At 55.9% G+C, this 16,416-nt stretch carries 17 protein-coding genes, 1 pseudogene and 1 other annotated feature; of the genes and pseudogenes, 7 read left to right on the top strand and 11 right to left on the bottom strand.

Going from position 1 to position 16,416, the window contains the following annotated elements:
• Positions 1 to 4 precede the first annotated feature (4 nt).
• Positions 5 to 796 carry a class I SAM-dependent methyltransferase gene (locus RWV98_RS08770; protein WP_317865308.1) on the bottom strand — a complete coding sequence of 264 codons (792 nt, stop codon included), beginning with the start codon at positions 794 to 796 and terminating at the stop codon, positions 5 to 7.
• Positions 797 to 927: 131 nt separating this feature from the next.
• Here RWV98_RS08770 and RWV98_RS08765 point away from each other — a divergent pair, with 131 nt between their 5' ends.
• Together RWV98_RS08765 and RWV98_RS08760 are read left to right on the top strand one after the other, a co-directional pair.
• A complete protein-coding gene (locus RWV98_RS08765; RefSeq protein WP_317865733.1) occupies positions 928 to 1,419 on the top strand; it encodes an Lrp/AsnC family transcriptional regulator in 492 nt (163 codons plus the stop codon).
• Positions 1,413 to 2,584, top strand: a pseudogene (locus tag RWV98_RS08760) (pyridoxal phosphate-dependent aminotransferase). Before RWV98_RS08765 ends, RWV98_RS08760 begins: the two are co-directional and overlap by 7 nt.
• Before the next feature lie 57 nt (positions 2,585 to 2,641).
• On the opposite strand, the gene RWV98_RS08755 reads toward RWV98_RS08760, so the two are convergent.
• From RWV98_RS08755 to ilvB, 8 genes are all read right to left on the bottom strand, one after another.
• Positions 2,642 to 4,240, bottom strand: a complete 1,599-nt coding sequence (locus RWV98_RS08755; protein WP_317865306.1) for a DUF6056 family protein — start codon at positions 4,238 to 4,240, stop codon at positions 2,642 to 2,644.
• Between the two features lie 2 nt (positions 4,241 to 4,242).
• Positions 4,243 to 4,905: an orotate phosphoribosyltransferase gene (gene pyrE, locus RWV98_RS08750; protein ID WP_280961439.1), complete on the bottom strand. Its 663-nt coding sequence runs from the start codon at positions 4,903 to 4,905 to the stop codon at positions 4,243 to 4,245.
• Between the two features lie 65 nt (positions 4,906 to 4,970).
• Entirely contained in the window at positions 4,971 to 5,219 is a 249-nt protein-coding gene (locus RWV98_RS08745; protein ID WP_317865303.1) for a hypothetical protein, read from the bottom strand.
• Positions 5,220 to 5,563: 344 nt separating this feature from the next.
• Positions 5,564 to 7,228, bottom strand: a complete 1,665-nt coding sequence (gene ilvD / locus RWV98_RS08740; protein WP_317865301.1) for a dihydroxy-acid dehydratase — start codon at positions 7,226 to 7,228, stop codon at positions 5,564 to 5,566.
• 117 nt (positions 7,229 to 7,345) lie between these two features.
• On the bottom strand, positions 7,346 to 7,540 hold the full coding sequence (locus RWV98_RS08735) for a hypothetical protein (RefSeq protein WP_317865299.1): 195 nt from the start codon (positions 7,538 to 7,540) through the stop codon (positions 7,346 to 7,348).
• Between the two features lie 61 nt (positions 7,541 to 7,601).
• Positions 7,602 to 8,597, bottom strand: a complete 996-nt coding sequence (ilvC, locus tag RWV98_RS08730) for a ketol-acid reductoisomerase (RefSeq protein WP_317865297.1) — start codon at positions 8,595 to 8,597, stop codon at positions 7,602 to 7,604.
• Positions 8,598 to 8,762: 165 nt separating this feature from the next.
• Positions 8,763 to 9,239 carry an acetolactate synthase small subunit gene (gene ilvN / locus RWV98_RS08725; protein WP_280961444.1) on the bottom strand — a complete coding sequence of 159 codons (477 nt, stop codon included), beginning with the start codon at positions 9,237 to 9,239 and terminating at the stop codon, positions 8,763 to 8,765.
• 15 nt (positions 9,240 to 9,254) lie between these two features.
• Positions 9,255 to 10,919: a biosynthetic-type acetolactate synthase large subunit gene (ilvB, locus tag RWV98_RS08720; RefSeq protein WP_317865294.1), complete on the bottom strand. Its 1,665-nt coding sequence runs from the start codon at positions 10,917 to 10,919 to the stop codon at positions 9,255 to 9,257.
• Between the two features lie 78 nt (positions 10,920 to 10,997).
• Positions 10,998 to 11,241 (bottom strand) — a binding site (T-box leader).
• A 152-nt stretch (positions 11,242 to 11,393) separates the two neighbouring features.
• On the opposite strand from ilvB, the gene RWV98_RS08715 reads away from it, so the two are divergent.
• The 5 genes from RWV98_RS08715 (at position 11,394) to RWV98_RS08695 (ending at position 14,231) form a co-directional block, all read left to right on the top strand.
• Complete coding sequence (locus RWV98_RS08715) at positions 11,394 to 12,068, top strand: DUF421 domain-containing protein (RefSeq protein ID WP_280961446.1); 675 nt, start codon at positions 11,394 to 11,396, stop codon at positions 12,066 to 12,068.
• A complete protein-coding gene (locus RWV98_RS08710; protein ID WP_317865292.1) occupies positions 12,069 to 12,407 on the top strand; it encodes a DUF4363 family protein in 339 nt (112 codons plus the stop codon).
• Positions 12,408 to 12,526: 119 nt separating this feature from the next.
• Complete coding sequence (locus RWV98_RS08705) at positions 12,527 to 13,150, top strand: flavin reductase (RefSeq protein WP_317865290.1); 624 nt, start codon at positions 12,527 to 12,529, stop codon at positions 13,148 to 13,150.
• 126 nt (positions 13,151 to 13,276) lie between these two features.
• Complete coding sequence (locus tag RWV98_RS08700; RefSeq protein WP_317865288.1) at positions 13,277 to 13,876, top strand: FMN-dependent NADH-azoreductase; 600 nt, start codon at positions 13,277 to 13,279, stop codon at positions 13,874 to 13,876.
• Between the two features lie 28 nt (positions 13,877 to 13,904).
• A complete protein-coding gene (locus tag RWV98_RS08695) occupies positions 13,905 to 14,231 on the top strand; it encodes a hypothetical protein (protein ID WP_317865286.1) in 327 nt (108 codons plus the stop codon).
• A 2-nt stretch (positions 14,232 to 14,233) separates the two neighbouring features.
• Here RWV98_RS08695 and RWV98_RS08690 read toward each other — a convergent pair whose 3' ends face one another.
• Entirely contained in the window at positions 14,234 to 15,643 is a 1,410-nt protein-coding gene (locus tag RWV98_RS08690) for a sensor histidine kinase (protein ID WP_317865284.1), read from the bottom strand.
• On the bottom strand, positions 15,640 to 16,365 hold the full coding sequence (locus tag RWV98_RS08685; RefSeq protein WP_317865283.1) for a LytR/AlgR family response regulator transcription factor: 726 nt from the start codon (positions 16,363 to 16,365) through the stop codon (positions 15,640 to 15,642). The genes RWV98_RS08690 and RWV98_RS08685 overlap by 4 nt, the downstream gene beginning before the upstream one ends.
• Positions 16,366 to 16,416 lie beyond the last annotated feature (51 nt).

Genomic DNA, 16,416 nt, shown 5'->3' with positions numbered 1-16,416 from the left:
AATGTCAAGCCGGTTTTGCGCGAAGCACCGTGATCGCCGCGTAATGCCGAATGTCGAAACGCGGCGGCGCGATGCGCGCCAGCAGCGCGCGGTGCTCCCCGTCAAAGCGCCGCACCTCGTCCTCGCTTAGCGAGGCCTCGATCCCCCGGCAGGCCTTGATGCGGCCGTTCCAGCTTTCCCGCGTGAAAGGAACGGACAGATCGAACAGTTCCTCCCGCTCAACCTCGAAATACTGCCGGTAAACGGCGGGCACCTCGATCGGCCGCCGCGTCTCTCCGCAGCCCGTCCACACCGGGTTGTACTGCAAGATTAGCTTTTCGCTCGCCGCGGCAACGTCGTCCTCCTCCGGCAGCCAAGCCATATACAGAACGGCGAATCGGCCGGGCCGCGCCAGCAGGCGGCTGAGTCTGGGCGCGAGCAGGTCGTGATCAAAGTAGACAAAGCACTGGCAGGCGGTCACGACATCAAAGGTGCCCTCCGGAAAGCTAAGCTGTTCGGCCGGCATACAGCGAAAATCGATCTCCATGCCGGCGTCTCTCGCGAGCGCCTTCGCCATGCTGATCTGTCTTTCCGAAATGTCGGTGCCCGTGAATACCGCGCCGTACGGATACAGGTGGCGCGGCAGCACGCCGGTGCCCGTGCCAAGATCAAGCACGCGCTGCCCCGGCCCGCAAAGACCCAGATCGCGTATCTTTTGATAGAACGCGGCGGGATAAATATCCCGGTACTTGGCATAGTCGGCCGAGGCCCGTCCCCAATCAAAGGCCCGGCCCGCGTCGATATCGTTTCGTTGCATTCGTTTCGCTCCCCTCATTTCTAGAACCATCATACCATGCCGCACGCCGCTTTGCAAGAATATGGACAGGCGCAGGAAAACGGTGTATAATAGCTTTAATTATTTCTTTTTTGATGAAGGAGGCTATCATGATGGACAATCCTGAAAAGCTGCTTAATTTACTCTCCGAGGACGCGCGGCTGACGACCGCTCAGCTGGCCGCCATGACCGGCGCGACAGAGGACGAAGTCGTATCCGCAGTGCGCGCTTTTGAAAAGAACAATACCATTTTGGGCTATAAAACCATCGTCGACTGGGACAAGACCGCCCGCGAATTCGTCACCGCGCTGATCGAGGTAAAGATCACCCCGCAAAAGGGCATGGGCTTTGACGAGATCGCCCGCCAGATTTACTCGCACCATCAGGTGGAAAGCGTGTATCTGATGAGCGGCGGCTTCGACCTGACCGTCATCATCAACGGCCGCTCGATGCGCGAGGTGGCGCGCTTTGTATCCGAGCAGCTCGCGCCGATGGAAAACGTGCTCTCCACCGGCACGCACTTTATTTTAAAGCGGTATAAGGACCATGGTGTGGAGTTTGATCCCTCCGACAAAGACAAGAGAGAGGTCATGATGTCATGGTAGACTATCAGCAGCTGCTCTCCGACCGGGTCAAGATCGTAAAGCCTTCCGGCATCCGCAAGTTCTTCGATGTGGCCGCCGCCATGCCGCACGCGATCTCCCTCGGCGTCGGAGAGCCGGACTTTGAGACCCCGTGGCAGATCCGCCGCGCGGGCATACAGTCCCTTGAAAAGGGGCGCACCTTCTACACCTCTAACTGGGGCCTTGCCGAGCTGCGCGATCAAATCGCCGCCCTTGCCCGCCGCAAGTACCAGCTCTGCTATGATTCTGCAAAAGAAATTCTGATTACCGTGGGCGGTTCGGAAGCGATCGATAACGCGCTGCGCGCTTTCATTTCGCTCGGCGACGAAGTGCTCATTCCCGAGCCCTCCTTTGTCTGCTATCAACCCCGCTTACCATTATGGCGGGCGGCGTGCCCGTTCCCCTGCCGACGGTGAAGGAGGATCAATTCAAGCTGACGCCCGAGCGCCTGAAAGCCGCCATTACCCCAAAGACCAAGGTACTCATCCTGCCCTATCCCAACAACCCGACCGGCGCGATCATGACGCGCGACGAGCTCGCCGCCATCGCCAAGGTGCTGGAGGATACCAACATCCTCGTCATTTCGGACGAGATCTATTGCAGCCTAACCTATGGGGCGGAGCCGCACGTCTGCTTTGCCGAGCTGCCGGGCATGAAAGAGCGCACCATCGTGGTGGACGGATTCTCTAAATCCTACGCGATGACCGGCTGGCGCCTTGGCTGGGCCATGGGCCCTAAGGAGCTGATGCAGCCCATTTGCAAAATCCACCAATTCGGCATCATGTCCGCGCCGACGACGGCGCAGTTCGCCGGTATCGAAGCCATTCGCACCGGCGAGGACGATGTGCAGCACATGCGCGAGCAATACGACATCCGCCGCCGCTTCCTGCTGGGCGAATTGCGCGACATGGGTCTTTCCTGTTTCGAGCCGCAGGGCGCGTTTTATATGTTCCCTTCCATCGAATCGACCGGTCTCAGCTCCGAGGAGTTCTGCGAGCGCCTGCTGCACGAGCAGGAGGTCGCCGTCGTCCCCGGCAACGCCTTTGGCGACAGCGGCGAAGGGCATGTGCGCATCTCTTACTCCTATTCCATGAACCATCTGCGCGAAGCCTGCTCCCGCATCCGCACCTTCCTCAACACATTATAAGAAAAACAAAAAAAACAGGCGTGCTGCTCGAACTTGCAGCACGCCTGTTTTGTACGCTTATTCCCAAATCAGCTCTGTCTTGCGCGGCAGGCCGTAGTATTCCTTGAAATACACATCGTAATAGTCGTTGTGATACGGCATGACCCATCCGTAAAGCTCCTTGGGCAGCTTGCGCAGGGTAAGGGTCTCGCCCCCGTCGTAAGCCGCGATCCGCACGCGGTTTTGCGCGTCATACGAAGCGTTTAGGCGAAAGCCGTCGAACGTGTCCTTCAGCATCAGCCAGCCGCAGAATAACAGTGGCACGCAGCACAGCACGGCGGCAAGGCACCGCGCCGGACAATATTTCCGAAAAAGCCATAGCGCGGCCGCAACGGCGAACACCGCCGCCATCAGCGCATACCCCCAATGCCAGCCGAGCATGCAGCCCGCGACAAGCAGATAAGGGTAAGGCGCTTCACGAATCAGACAGGCCGCCATCAGCAAAAACGCGCCCACAAAGCATAGCATGGTGCGCGAGCCGACCGTCGGCGAGACCAGCATCATCACCTGTGAACCAACGCCAAGGATCCAAGCGAACAGCGGCGTCCAATCCTTTTGGCGCGCCGCCGCGATCGAAGCGTACAGCGTTACCAGCAGATAGCCCATAAGCACCGCGAGAAACGCGCGCGCCACTTGGGGCGCGACCTCGCCGTAGGAAAGGACGCTTTTATCCCACTGGGGCAGCTTGAGCCAAACGGCAAAGACCGCCGTACCGGCCAAAGCGGCAACGCCGTGCGTCCATTTCTTCTCCCGCAGCGCACGCGCAAACAGGTATGTGGGCACAGCCAGCATCACAATAAAATGAATGGGATAAAGCGTGTCCCCAAACAAAAAGCTGCGCCGCAGATTCATGACATTGAACCGCACCATGGCCAAGGCGCCGCCCTCTACCGGCGGCGCGGTGATGCTGGCCCGAAAGAAGTTGCCCGGCGCGGCGACAACGGATACCATACCGGCGAAAGCAAGGCCAAGCGCCCACCAAACCGCCCGCGGCAGCTTTTTCTTTTCAATCATGAGCCGCCGAAGCAGCATCAAAACAGTCAGCCCGACCGCCATCACGCTGATCTGCTCGGTCGTCAGTCCGGTCAAAACGGCGAAAACCACGGTGGCTCTCCACCCTCGTTTTTCCGCCATGCTGTCCCGCAGCAGCACCCAGTATTCCATAAACAGGGCAAGCGGCAGCACATAATTCATCGCGCCGGTGATCCAGTAAACGCCCTGCCGGGTCAGATAGATCGGCAGCAGGAACAACCCGCAAATCCAAAACGCAGCAAGCGCGGGCGTGCGGTGATCCTTCGTGTCGGAAAGGCGCAGGCCGTTCAGCGCGATCGTGCCGAGCAGCAGCGCGATGAATACGCGCGCCAGACCGATCCGCAAATCGCTTCCAAGCAGGACGCCGTCGATCATGTGCACCAGATTGCGGCCGTTGGCGCGCATATAATGCTGGGCGATCTGCCCCAGAAACTCGACCGGACCAAGATTGCCCCAGCGGCCATAGAAGAAATCATCCCCGGAAGGAGTGACGAAATGCAAAACCGCGAAGCAGCCGAGAAACACGGTCAAAAACGTGCCGATGCGGCAAAGCATACCGCCCCGCCGCTTAAGCTTCTCGCGCATACTCAAAATACGCAGTACTGCGCCATATAAGCGTCCATCAGCGGTACGATCTCCTCATAGCCGCCGCTCGCCAGCAGGTATTCGCGGATATCCTGCACGGTGATGAGCGCGTGCACGCGGATGCCGAACTCCTCGCCCACCTCCATTACGGCGGTCTTGCCCGGCGTCGTGCCGACTTCGCAGCGGTTGACCGAGATGAACATATCGTTTACCTTCACGTTCGCGCAGCCGGTCAGCACGGGCATGGTCTCGCGAATGGCGGTACCGGCTGTGATCACGTCCTCGATAATGATGACGCGGTCGCCGTCCACCGGCTTATAGCCGACGATGGAGCCGCCCTCGCCGTGATCCTTCACTTCTTTGCGGTTGAAGAAAAACGGCTTATCGATGCCGTACAGCCGCGCGAGCGCGCCCGCCGCCGAGGTGGCAAGCGGAATGCCCTTGTACGCCGGGCCGAACATCGCGTCAAAATCCGCGCCCACGGTCTCGCGGATCAGCGCCGCGTAAAACTCGCCGAGCTTCGCACTCTGCATACCGGTCTTATAGTTGCCGGTATTGACAAAATACGGGGTTTTCCGCCCCGACTTGGTCGTAAAATCGCCAAAGCGCAGCACATCCGCGCCCATCATAAATTCAATAAATTCCTTTTTCGCCGCAGTCAGCATAACTTTACCGTCCTTTATTTTGTTTTGGGTTTATTATACCAGATTGCCCGGCCGGTAACAAGCGTTCAATCGGAAAACATGCGCTGAAGCAGCTTCATGCTGAAACGCATACCGGTTTCAAAAGCGTCGCGCACGATACTGTCATAATAGTAAAAGCTTTCATTCACGTATTGCGCAAACCGCTGTGCCTGTTTACCGTGTAAATGATCCTCCAGCCAGCTTTCCAGTTTCTCCATTTCCCCGCTTTCTCCCTCATGGCTCATCGTGTCATGATCTTGCAGGTAGTAGCATAGCTGCTTTAATATTTCATCCATTGTTATTATCTCGATATCATTCTACAATAAAATCGAGTTCAGTATCGATTTCTAACAAGAAACTCGTTAATATTTTTTATAAAGTCCATTTGCTGGGCAAAATTGTAGGGCGCGACGCCCCCTGTATAGCCCACATGGTATACAGGGGGCGTCGCGCCCTACTCAAACGATGTTTGAAAAACCATGTTGCGTTCCGCGTTCCACCACGGTCATACCACGCGTTATTACCACACTCAAAAAGTTTTCCAATGCGGATGATGAGTATTATTAATCTCTCTGCGCAGCAAATCGTGAGCAACGCAAAAACCCGGCGAAAGGACAAGCCTTTCGCCGGGTTTTGTTGTTTATTCCAGCACCGCGCCCTTATCGGCGGAGGTGACGAGCCGAGAGTAACGGTACAGCCAGCCCGACTTGACGTTGGGCTCGCGCGGCGTAAATTTCGCGCGGCGGGCTTCCAGCTCTTCGTCCGATACCTTAATATTAACCTTGCTGTTCGGGATGTCGATGGAAACGATATCCCCTTCGCGGATCAGCGCGATCTCGCCGCCGGCAGCGGCTTCGGGCGATACATGCCCGATCGACGCGCCGCGGGAAGCGCCGGAGAATCGGCCATCCGTAATGAGCGCGCAGTCCTTATCGAGCTGCATGCCCGCGAGGGCCGAGGTGGGGTTGAGCATTTCCCGCATGCCGGGACCGCCCTTGGGGCCTTCATAGCGGATGATGACGACATCGCCCTTGACGATCTTGCCATTGTAGATCGCCTCGATCGCGTCTTCCTCGCAGTCGAACACGCGAGCAGGACCCTCGTGCACCATCATTTCCGGTGCGACGGCGGAGCGCTTGACCACGCAGCCGTTCTTTGCGATATTGCCCCACAAAACGGCGATGCCGCCGGTTTCTGAATACGGGGTTTCAAGAGGACGAACGACCTCGGGGTTCTTATTGGTAACGCCCGCAAGGTTCTCCCCTACCGTTTTGCCGGTCGCGGTGATCAGAGACAGGTCGAGCAGGTCTCTCTTGGTGAGCTCCTTCATGATAGCCGGCACGCCGCCCGCCATGTACAGCTCCTCGATATGGTGCGGGCCCGCGGGCGCAAGGTGGCAGATGTTCGGCACCTTTGCGGAAAGCTCGTTTAGCATTTGCAGGTTCAGTTCTACGCCCGCCTCATGCGCGAGAGCGAGCAGGTGCAGCACGGAGTTGGTCGAGCAGCCGATCGCCATTTCGCAGGTAAGCGCGTTGCGGAAGGCGGCGGGCGTCAGGATATCGCGGGGCTTGATGTCCTTTTCGAGCAGCTCCATGATCTTCATACCCGCATGCTTGGCGAGCTGGATACGCGCCGCGTGCACGGCCGGGGTCGTGCCGTTGCCGGGCAGCGCCATGCCGATCGCCTCGGACAGGCAGTTCATCGAATTCGCGGTGTACATACCCGAGCACGAACCGCAGCCGGGGCAAGAGCCGCACTCGCACTCCATCAGCTTCGCATCGTCAATCAGACCGGCCTTGTACGCGCCGACCGTTTCAAAGGTCTTGGAAAGCGAGATTTCCTCGCCGTCATAATGGCCCGCCAGCATCGGCCCGCCCGAAATGATGATGGACGGGATGTTGAGCCGCGCCGCGGCCATCAGCATGCCGGGCACGATCTTGTCGCAGTTCGGGATCAAAACGAGCGCGTCGAACTGGTGGGCGTTCGCAAGCGTTTCCACACTGTCCGCGATCAGCTCGCGGCTTGGCAGCGAATACTTCATGCCGATGTGGCCCATGGCAATGCCGTCGCATACGCCGATGGCCGGAACAAGGATCGGCGTACCGCCCGCCATCGAAACGCCGGTCTTAGCGGCGGCGGCAATCTTGTCGAGGTTGATATGGCCGGGGATAATCTCGGAATAAGCGGAGACCACGCCGATGATCGGGCGGCCCATTTCCTCCTCGGTCAGGCCGCAAGCGCGCAGCAGCGAGCGGTTTGGCATGCGCTCGGCTCCGGCGGTGATATTATCGCTTCTTTTAGGCATAATATTTCCTCCTTTTCGGGTTGCCCGTCTTTCCGCGGCGGGGTGGGTCACCCCGCCCTACGAATGGAAAACAAAGGGCGGACGGCGTCAAACCGTCCGCCCTTCGTTCGGGTTTACTTAAATTTTCAGGCCGCGGTCCTTGCACAGGGTCTCAAGGCTGCGGTCAAGCAGCGCCTCGCCCTCTGTCGAGAAAAAGCAGCCGGGGATGCCGCCCTCGTTGTCGCGATGGTGCGCGACGCAATCGCAGCACTTACCATGGCGCGGGCAATCTGCCGTGCAGGGACACGGACGGGTATTGGAACAGCCGGGCATAGTAAATCCTCCTTCTTAAACAATGCAGCTTTTATTAAGTACATCCAAACGATGCGCAGAATTACTTCTTGAGCCAGCTCATCAGTCCGCGCAGCTTCTTGCCGGTCTCTTCCAGCTCGGACTCGGACTCTACCTGACGGGTCGCGAGGAACTTGGCGCGGCCGCCAGCGCGGTTCTCCTGAATCCACTCGGAAGCAAAGGTACCGTCCTGAATCTCGCGCAGGATCTTCTTCATTTCCTTGCGGGTCTCCTCGGTGATGATGCGCTTGCCGGTGCGGTAATCGCCGTACTCAGCGGTATCGGAGATCGAGTAACGCATCTTGGCAAAGCCGCCCTCGTTGACCAGATCGATGATCAGCTTCATCTCGTGCACGCACTCGAAGTAAGCGTTCTCCGGCGCGTAGCCAGCCTCAACGAGCGTTTCAAAGCCGGCCTTCATCAGCTCGCAAACGCCGCCGCACAGAACGGCCTGCTCGCCGAACAGATCGGTCTCGGTCTCAGCGCGGAAGGTGGACTCCAGAATGCCCGCGCGGCCGCCGCCGATACCGCAGGCATAAGCCAGCGCGATATCCATCGCCTTGCCGGAAGCGTTCTGATGCACGCAAACCAGATCGGGCACGCCGTGGCCTTCGACATACTGCGAACGGACGGTGTGGCCGGGGCCCTTCGGCGCGATCATGATAACGTCCACGTCGGCCGGCGGAACGATCTGCTTGAAATGGATGTTGAAGCCGTGCGCAAACGCCAGCACGTTGCCGGGCTTGAGGTTGGGAGCGATCACATCCGTATAGATATCAGCCTGCTTCTCGTCCGGAACGAGCATCATGATGATGTCGCCGGCGGCGGCGGCCTCAGCCGGGGACATGACGGTCAGGCCGTAGGACTTGGCCTTTTCCTCGTGCTTCGAGCCCGCGCGCAGACCAACGACAACGTTAACGCCCGAATCCTTCAGGTTCATCGCGTGCGCGTGGCCCTGAGAGCCGAAGCCGATGATGGCAACGGTCTTGCCATCCAGCAGAGACAGGTTGCAGTCCGAATCATAGTACATCTTTACCATTTTTGTTTCCTCCTAAGGTTTATATATGAAGTTTATTGGCAAACAAGGTTTACTGAATTAGTAATTAGTAGGTAGTAATTAGGAATTATGGAGCCTACGTCAGCTATCTCGGCTCACACCTGACAGCTACGTTTCAATTACTAATTACTAATTCCTCATTACTAATTATTTCCGTATTGCGGTGACGCCGGAGCGGCACATTTCCATGACCTCGAAATTGGCGACGACCGTGAGGAACGCATCGATGCGGCTGGGCGATTCCGACAGGACGACGACCATGTACTGCCCCGCGGATTCAATGATACGCGCGCCGTACACCTCGGCCACCTGACGGATGTTATCCTTCGCGGCGCCGTCCTCGGTCAAGAACTTGACAAAGACAAGCTCGCGGCAATAGGAATCCGCTTCCTGCAAATGCTCTACCAGCATGACCTCTTCCAGCTTGGATACCTGCTTGATGATCTGCTCCAAGATTGGCTCATCGCCGGTGACGATGATCGACATGCGCGAGATCTTCGGATCGGTCGTGGCCGAAACGGTCAGCGAATCGATGTTATAACCGCGCCGCCCGAACAGGCTCGACACGCGCGCCAGCACGCCTGAGTTGTTGCGAACGGTCACGGAAAGGATGTATTTTTGCATGTGGTTCTCCTTTCCTCAGCCCGAAACGATATCGTCGACCGTGCCGCCCGCCGGGATCATGGGCAGCACGCGCTCATCCGGATCGATCCGAACGTCGATCACGACGGGGCCGGTACGTTTGAGCGCTTCGGTCATGGCGTGGCGCAGTTCCTCCATGGTCTCCACGTGGAAGCCGCGCGCGCCGAACGCTTCGGCCAGCTTAACGTAATCGGTCTTGCGGTGCGGGTCGGTCGCCGCATAATGCTTTTCGTAGAACATGGTCTGCCACTGACGCACCATGCCGAGCACCTCGTTATTGAGCAGCAGCGTGATGATGGGCAGGTTATACGAAACCGAGGTGCAAAGCTCGTTCAGATTCATATGGAACGAGCCGTCGCTCGTGATATGCAGCACGGTCTTATCCGGGCACGCGATCTGCGCGCCCATGGAAGCGCCGTAGCCAAAGCCCATCGTGCCGAGACCGCCCGAGGTGATGAACTGATGAATCTCGTTGCGGCCGCAATACTGCGCGGCCCAAAGCTGATGCTGGCCCACGTCGGTGGCAAAGATCGCGTCCGGCCCGGCCATTTCAGCCGCAAGGCCGATAACCTGATGCGGACAAATGCGATCCACGCCGTCCTTCGGGATATAGTCGAGTTTTTTCCGCCACTCTTCGATCTGCGCGCGCCAAGCATCGTGCTTCGCGGGCTGCACGTAGGGCAGCAGCGAGCGGAGGAAATGCCCCGCGTCGCTGACGACCGCGCAATAGACCCCGATGTTCTTGTTGATTTCCGCCGCGTCGATATCGATATGAATGATCTTGGCGTTTGGCGCAAAACGGTTCGTGTTGGTGGCAACGCGATCGGAAAAACGCGCGCCGATGGAAAGCAGCACATCCGCCTTATCGATCGCCCAAGAGGCCGAAACCTTGCCGTGCATGCCGATCAGGCCCATGCTGAGCGGCTCCGCGTCCGGGATGCAGCCAATCGCCATCATCGTGTGCGTGCACGGGATATCCGCCTTTTGCACCAGCGCGAGCAAATCCTTGCCCGCGTCCGCCGTGGCGACGCCGCCGCCGTAGTAAATGACCGGACGCTCGGCAGAGGCGAGTATTTCGGCGATCTCCCGCAGCTTCGCTTCCGGGATTTCCGGCTCCTCCACCTTTACGGCGGGGGCGGCGGGCACATATTCGCATACGGCGGCCGTTACATCCTTCGGTATATCGACAAGGACCGGGCCGGGCCGGTCAGAATTGGCGATGCGGAACGCTTCGCGCAGCGTATCGGCCAACTCTTCCACATTGCGCACGACGAAGTTGTGCTTGGTAATCGGCATCGTGATGCCGGCTATGTATACTTCCTGAAAGCTGTCCCTGCCGATCAGACTGGTGCCGACGTTGCCGGTGATCGCGACCATGGGGATGGAATCCATATAAGCCGTGGCAATGCCGGTAACAAGGTTGGTAGCGCCCGGGCCGGAGGTCGCGATGCAAACGCCGGTCTTGCCGGTGGCGCGCGCGTAGCCGTCCGCCGCGTGGGACGCACCCTGTTCATGTGCGGTCAAAATATGTCGAATCCGGTCTGCGTTTAAATAAAGCGCGTCATAGATATTCAGGACGGAGCCGCCGGGATAGCCGAATACCGTATCGATACCCTGCTCTACAAGCACCTCCACCAAAATTTCGGAACCGTTCTTCTTCATACGAAACCGCCTCCTTTCTCCTCTTCTCTGGCGTTTTCTTTGCAGAAAACGAAATAAAAAAAGCCCATGCCTCTACATATAAGAGACAAAGACTTTACAAACTCTGCGGTACCACTCTTTTTGCCGCGTGCAAAATGCACACGACCACTTAACCTGACCCGATAACGCCGGTCACGCGGTACGGCTTACTGAAAGGGCGCGCCCTTTGTTCATCCGACTGCTCTCGGGGAGACTTTCGCACTTTCCTTCCTCCGCCGTCTTACACCAACCGACGGCTCTCTATAGGATTCCAGACGCTACTTTTCCCGGTCATCGCACTTTGCTCGCTATTCAAATGTACTTTATCATTATAAAGCGTCAAACGCCGGTTGTCAACTATTGTTTTAAATTTTTGCGGTGAAAACCGGGCCGGTGCATGAAGGCAACCATTTTGCGCCATACTAAAGGCGAATTTATCCGAAATGGGGTTATACCATGTCCGTACCGCTGATAAGAACGCTGATCCTATACTGCGCCGTGGTGGCGGCCATGCGCATCATGGGCAAGCGGCAGATCGGCGACCTTGACCCGTCCGAGCTGGTCGTGACCATTTTGATCTCCGAACTCGCCGCCATTCCGATGCAGGATGTCGGCATTCCCCTATTCGCCGGTATCATTCCCATCGTGACACTGGTCGCGATAGAGATACTGGTTAGCTTTTTCGCGCTCAAAAGCCGCGTTTTCCGCCGTTTGCTCAACGGCCAGCCCGCTATTATCATACGGAAGGGCGAATTGGATGTTAAAAAGCTGCGGCAAATGCGCCTTACAACGGATGAGATCATTGAAACGCTGCGCAAGCAGAACGTACACGCGATCAGCGACGTCAAGTACGGCGTGATCGAGCCGGACGGCACGCTGACCGTCATTTTGAAGCAGCCGCAAATGCCGGTGACCGCCGAAATGCTGAACCTGAACCCAAAGGATCAGGGCCTGCCGGTCGTCGTCGTATCGGACGGCAAGCTGGTGCCGCGCTCGCTGCAGCTGCTGCAAAAGGACGCGGGCGAGGTAGAGCGTCAGCTCAAAAACAAAGGGCTTTCCGTACCCGAAGTCTTTTTAATGACGCTGGACGATTGCGGCAACGTGTTCATCCAGCCAAAGGAGGGTGCATAAATGCGCAGGCTTTTTATATCCCTTGCCCTGCTGGCCGTGTTGATCGGCGGCTGCATTTGGTCGGATCACACGTTGGAACACACAATCGACGCGATCAAAACCGAGGTGAAAGCCGACCGGCTTGACGAGGCCATGGCGCTGTGGACGAACGCGGAAAGCCTGCTCGGTTCGCTTTTACCGCACGAAGAGATCGACGAGACCGATCGCCTTTTCTCCCGCGTGCAGCGCGCCAAAAGCACCGGCGCGGAGCAGGAGCTTGCCATAGAGCGGGCTGAGCTGATCGGCCAGCTCACCCACCTGCCCGAGCTTGACTCCATCAGCATCAAAAATATTTTTTAACTATTCCAAAATAATCCGTTCTTTTTTGGTCAATTTCGCCATAGCATTTTACCATTCTTTCGGGTAGAATTAAATTGTAAATAGGAATTATTCTTATTAATTGAAAGGATGCTGATCACATGGATCGAAAGGCTTACAAAAAGCTCAACTATACGCTCGCCCTTGCCTCTACCGCTGCGGAGGGCAAAAACTTCGGCTGTATCATCAACTCGCTGCATCAGGTCACCTCTTCCACGCCGGCAAAGTTCAGCGTTTCCCTGAATAACGATTCCGCTACCTGCGCGGCGCTGAAAAAAAGCGGCGTGCTTTCCGCGACCGTGCTGCGCGAGGACTGCGCGGACAAGGTTGTAAACGAATTTGGCTATAAATCCGGCCGTGCGATTGACAAATTTGCGTCCTTCCCGTTTGAAACGGACGCGGTAGGCTGCCCCTATATCAAGGAAGGGATGATCGCGCGCCTGTCGTTCAAGGTATTGGAGCCGGTTGCCGTCGGCTCGCACACGCTGTTCATCCTCGAACTGACCGACGCCGAGGTTCTGGCGGACGGCGAGGCGCTCACCGTGCGCGATTTTGAAAACCGCGGCAAGGATGTGCCGCCCACCGCGCCGGTTTTCCACCAGCTGGATGCGGACGCAGGCTGGAAATGCACCGTCTGCGGCTATGTCCGTCTGGCGGAGGATATTCCGGACGACTTCATCTGCCCCATCTGCCGCGCCCCGCGCAGCAAATTCGTCAAGCGCTAAAGCGCTTTCCATACGAAAAAGAGCCTCTCTATATAGGGAGGCTTTTCGTTTGCCAATATTGCCGGATTGTGGTATCATCGAGGTATCAAATTTAAAGAATCGATTCAATCAAAGGAGTATCGCAACATGAAAAAACTGCTTTTTGTAAACGGCTGTATCCGTGGAGAGCAATCCCGCACGCTGCGGCTGGCCCGCCGCGTTGTCAGCCGTATTCCGGACGCTGAGATCGAGGTGCTTTCCCTGCCCGACCTGCATCTGACGCCCTATGACGCCGAAGCGATTGCCCAGCGTGACGCGCTCTCCGCCTCCAAGGCGTACGACGCGCCTTTTTTTGCGCTGGCCAATCAGTTTAAGGAGGCAGACGCCGTCGTGATTGCCTGCCCCTATTGGGATTTGACCGTACCGAGCATGGTGCGCGCTTACTTAGAGCGGCTTTGCGTCGTTGGGCTAACCTTCCATTATAACGAACAGGGCCGTTCGGTTGGCGATTGCAACCCCCAGCGCCTGCTGTATGTCACCACGCGCGGCGGCTATGTGGATGATAACGACCCAGCGCTGACCGACCATGCCAGCGCTTACCTGCGCTCGCTCTGCGCCATGCTCGGCGTCGACCGGTTTGACTGCCTTGCCGCCGAGGGGCTAGACGTGGTCGGCAACGATGTCGCCGCCATTCTCGCCCAGAGCGAGGCCGAAGCCGACCAAGTTGCGGCGCGGTTTTGGGCGTAATACCGGTTTAAACGGATGAATAGGGGGAGTGAAAACGATGCATTTGGTTCGCCGTTGCCTGTTTGCCGTCTGTGCTTCCGTATGCATACTGCTGATCACTTTTATCGGCTCCGCCACCAAACACGTGGAGAAGGCCACGCTTGATGGAATCCCGCATACCGTTACGACGTGGGAGCTTCACTCGCCCAATTTCGATTTTAACACGGTTGCTTCAACACGGCACACTGACGGCGCCGTACGCGTATTTGGCCGCTTGATCATGTGGGGTTTTGATACCGATGAACAAGGGCATATGATTGGAAATACCTTTGCGATCAATTCCACGAGCATTACAAACCAATTAGAGCATTCATGAGTCTAAACGGTTCCCGCCTGCATTTTCTCCGGTTGCTCCACTGTCTCTTGTTCTTCTTCCTCTTCCGGACGCATGATGCTGACATTCACCCATTCGCTTTGGTTTTGGGGAAGCATGGCGGCCGCGCGGAACATGCCGGTCTCCTCGTACTCCACACGGAACATGCCGCCGTATTTGTGCGCGATTTCTTTCACCTGCCGCAGGCCAAAGCCGTGCAGGATACCGGCTTTGGAGCTTTGGAATCCCTTTTTCGTTTTTACCGGCGCCTGTTCGCTTGGATTTTCCACCATAATGACAAAAAAGTTTTGTATCAGCTTAGTACTAAGACGCAGCCTGCGATTGGCTGCGTCTTTATTTTTTTCACACGCCTCTATCGCGTTATCCAGCAAATTGAATAGAATCGTGCAAACATCGTTGCGCGGGGTATCGCACGGGTCGGGATATTGTATGTTGGCCCACACCTTAATGCCGGCATCCCGCGCGCGGTGCAGCTTGGCGTTCAGCAGCGCGTCTACCGCGCCGTCCTTCGTGGTGATCCACTGACCCGTTTTGCCGGTGGTGCTTGTAATGCCTTGCACATATTGAAACGCCTTTTCTGTTTCGTTTCGTTCGAGCAGACCGGAAAGCGCCTGCATATGGTTGTTCAGGTCGTGCCGCAGACCTTGGATGTCATGGTACAAAGCATCCATAGCTTTTTGCTGTTCAAGCTGCATTTCCGCTTTTACCAGCTTAGCGCCTAGCTGATTCCTGCGAGCGGTTTCCCGGGCAAGGCAGACAAAAAGAATAATAAAAACAGCAAACAGAACCAAAAAGAAAAACGGCAGCGCCATTATTAATTCTTGTGTATTATGTTTTGCGCCGTTTACGACAAAGGAACACACTGCGACAAAGCTGCCAAGCAACAAAATGCCTAAGCAAAGAAACACCCATTGAAACAACCGAATGTGATCAATCTTTAAATCTCTCAGCCGATACCGCACAAGACCGCAGATAAGCACGAGCAAAATACAAAGCAGTACATGGGATTCCACAATACCAAAAATCATTACAAAGGGATCGCTCGGCGTGATCTGTTTGTGAAAAAAAAGCGAATAAGCCGTTGGCACTGTCATTTCACAGAGATAGACCAACATGAATAAAACCGATGGTAGCACAATGGAAATGCCTAATCTGTGATTAGAAAGATACAAACAAACGGCCACGTCATATAAGAAAATGATAAATGATTTAAATAAAAAGGGTAACCCTGAAAAGCTGAGAGAAATTGTTATCAAGAAATTAACCGATACACATATGATCACATTACGCACAAGGTTCGGACGTTTAGCTGGATGAAGCGCAACGCAATAAAGCAGCATCGATAAAATTGCATCGAGCAATGAGGATGAAATCATCAACACATTCTGTATCAAGACCAGAGCCCCCCTTCCGCGATCAGCTTGTCCGCAAACGCCTTCTCAATTGCGGCAAAATAGGATTCACTCACGGGAATCTTTGCTTGATTATCTAAAATTAACTCTTTCGCATTAAGTACCCTTATTCGATCGATATTGACAAGATAGGAACGATGGCATTGTATAAATATTCGCTGCGGCAATTCTTTTGCTAGGTCCGATATGTTTTTGCGAAAAGATAAGTCGCCGCCATCATAAACAATCTTGCAGGAATGGTTCCCGGCTTCTGCATATAAAATTTCTCCATACGACACAATGTGCCACTCTTTCGACTGTTTGATTTTTAGACTTCCCTGCTCACGCAGTTTCACATACGCTATCGCATTTTCCAAACATGGGATACAATCCGCTTCCGTCACCGGCTTTAACAAAAACTGAAAGGCATGTACTTCGTATCCATTTACCGCATAGTCCTTAAAGTTAGTAGTAAAGACGATTGGCACATCCTTGGAAACGGTTCGTATAAACTGTGCCGTTTCAATGCCCGATCGATGTGGCGTTTCCACGTCCAGAAAAAACAAATCAGTTTGCACGACACTTTCTCCGCTAATATCAAGCCCTGAGGAAACCGCAAACAAACGAACCGCGATTTTTATCTTTTTCGCCGCATTCTCTATCACCCACTGCAAATGCTGCTTTTGGGCTTCATTGTCTTCCAAAATCGTAATATTCAGCTTCATATATGCACCCGCCCCCAAATTTCACGTCAAAAAAATGGGTTTTCACGACAA

It is taken from the genome of Agathobaculum sp. NTUH-O15-33 (genome assembly GCF_033193315.1).
In the GTDB taxonomy this organism is placed as follows: Bacteria; Bacillota; Clostridia; order Oscillospirales; family Butyricicoccaceae; genus Agathobaculum; species Agathobaculum faecihominis_A.
This window is presented reverse-complemented; position numbering and strand designations above follow the sequence as displayed.

Bases quoted from the DNA above. Each gene is read 5' to 3' on its own strand.
- ilvB (WP_317865294.1), bottom strand. From the start codon at position 10,919: ATGAAGAAGAACGGTTCCGAAATTTTGGTGGAGGTGCTTGTAGAGCAG.
- RWV98_RS08715 (WP_280961446.1), top strand. From the start codon at position 11,394: ATGTCCGTACCGCTGATAAGAACGCTGATCCTATACTGCGCCGTGGTG.
- RWV98_RS08755 (WP_317865306.1), bottom strand. From the start codon at position 4,240: ATGCGCGAGAAGCTTAAGCGGCGGGGCGGTATGCTTTGCCGCATCGGC.
- RWV98_RS08685 (WP_317865283.1), bottom strand. From the start codon at position 16,365: ATGAAGCTGAATATTACGATTTTGGAAGACAATGAAGCCCAAAAGCAG.
- RWV98_RS08770 (WP_317865308.1), bottom strand. From the start codon at position 796: ATGCAACGAAACGATATCGACGCGGGCCGGGCCTTTGATTGGGGACGG.
- RWV98_RS08745 (WP_317865303.1), bottom strand. From the start codon at position 5,219: ATGGATGAAATATTAAAGCAGCTATGCTACTACCTGCAAGATCATGAC.
- RWV98_RS08710 (WP_317865292.1), top strand. From the start codon at position 12,069: ATGCGCAGGCTTTTTATATCCCTTGCCCTGCTGGCCGTGTTGATCGGC.
- ilvC (WP_317865297.1), bottom strand. From the start codon at position 8,597: ATGGTAAAGATGTACTATGATTCGGACTGCAACCTGTCTCTGCTGGAT.
- RWV98_RS08705 (WP_317865290.1), top strand. From the start codon at position 12,527: ATGGATCGAAAGGCTTACAAAAAGCTCAACTATACGCTCGCCCTTGCC.
- ilvD (WP_317865301.1), bottom strand. From the start codon at position 7,228: ATGCCTAAAAGAAGCGATAATATCACCGCCGGAGCCGAGCGCATGCCA.
- RWV98_RS08765 (WP_317865733.1), top strand. From the start codon at position 928: ATGGACAATCCTGAAAAGCTGCTTAATTTACTCTCCGAGGACGCGCGG.
- RWV98_RS08735 (WP_317865299.1), bottom strand. From the start codon at position 7,540: ATGCCCGGCTGTTCCAATACCCGTCCGTGTCCCTGCACGGCAGATTGC.
- RWV98_RS08700 (WP_317865288.1), top strand. From the start codon at position 13,277: ATGAAAAAACTGCTTTTTGTAAACGGCTGTATCCGTGGAGAGCAATCC.
- pyrE (WP_280961439.1), bottom strand. From the start codon at position 4,905: ATGCTGACTGCGGCGAAAAAGGAATTTATTGAATTTATGATGGGCGCG.
- ilvN (WP_280961444.1), bottom strand. From the start codon at position 9,239: ATGCAAAAATACATCCTTTCCGTGACCGTTCGCAACAACTCAGGCGTG.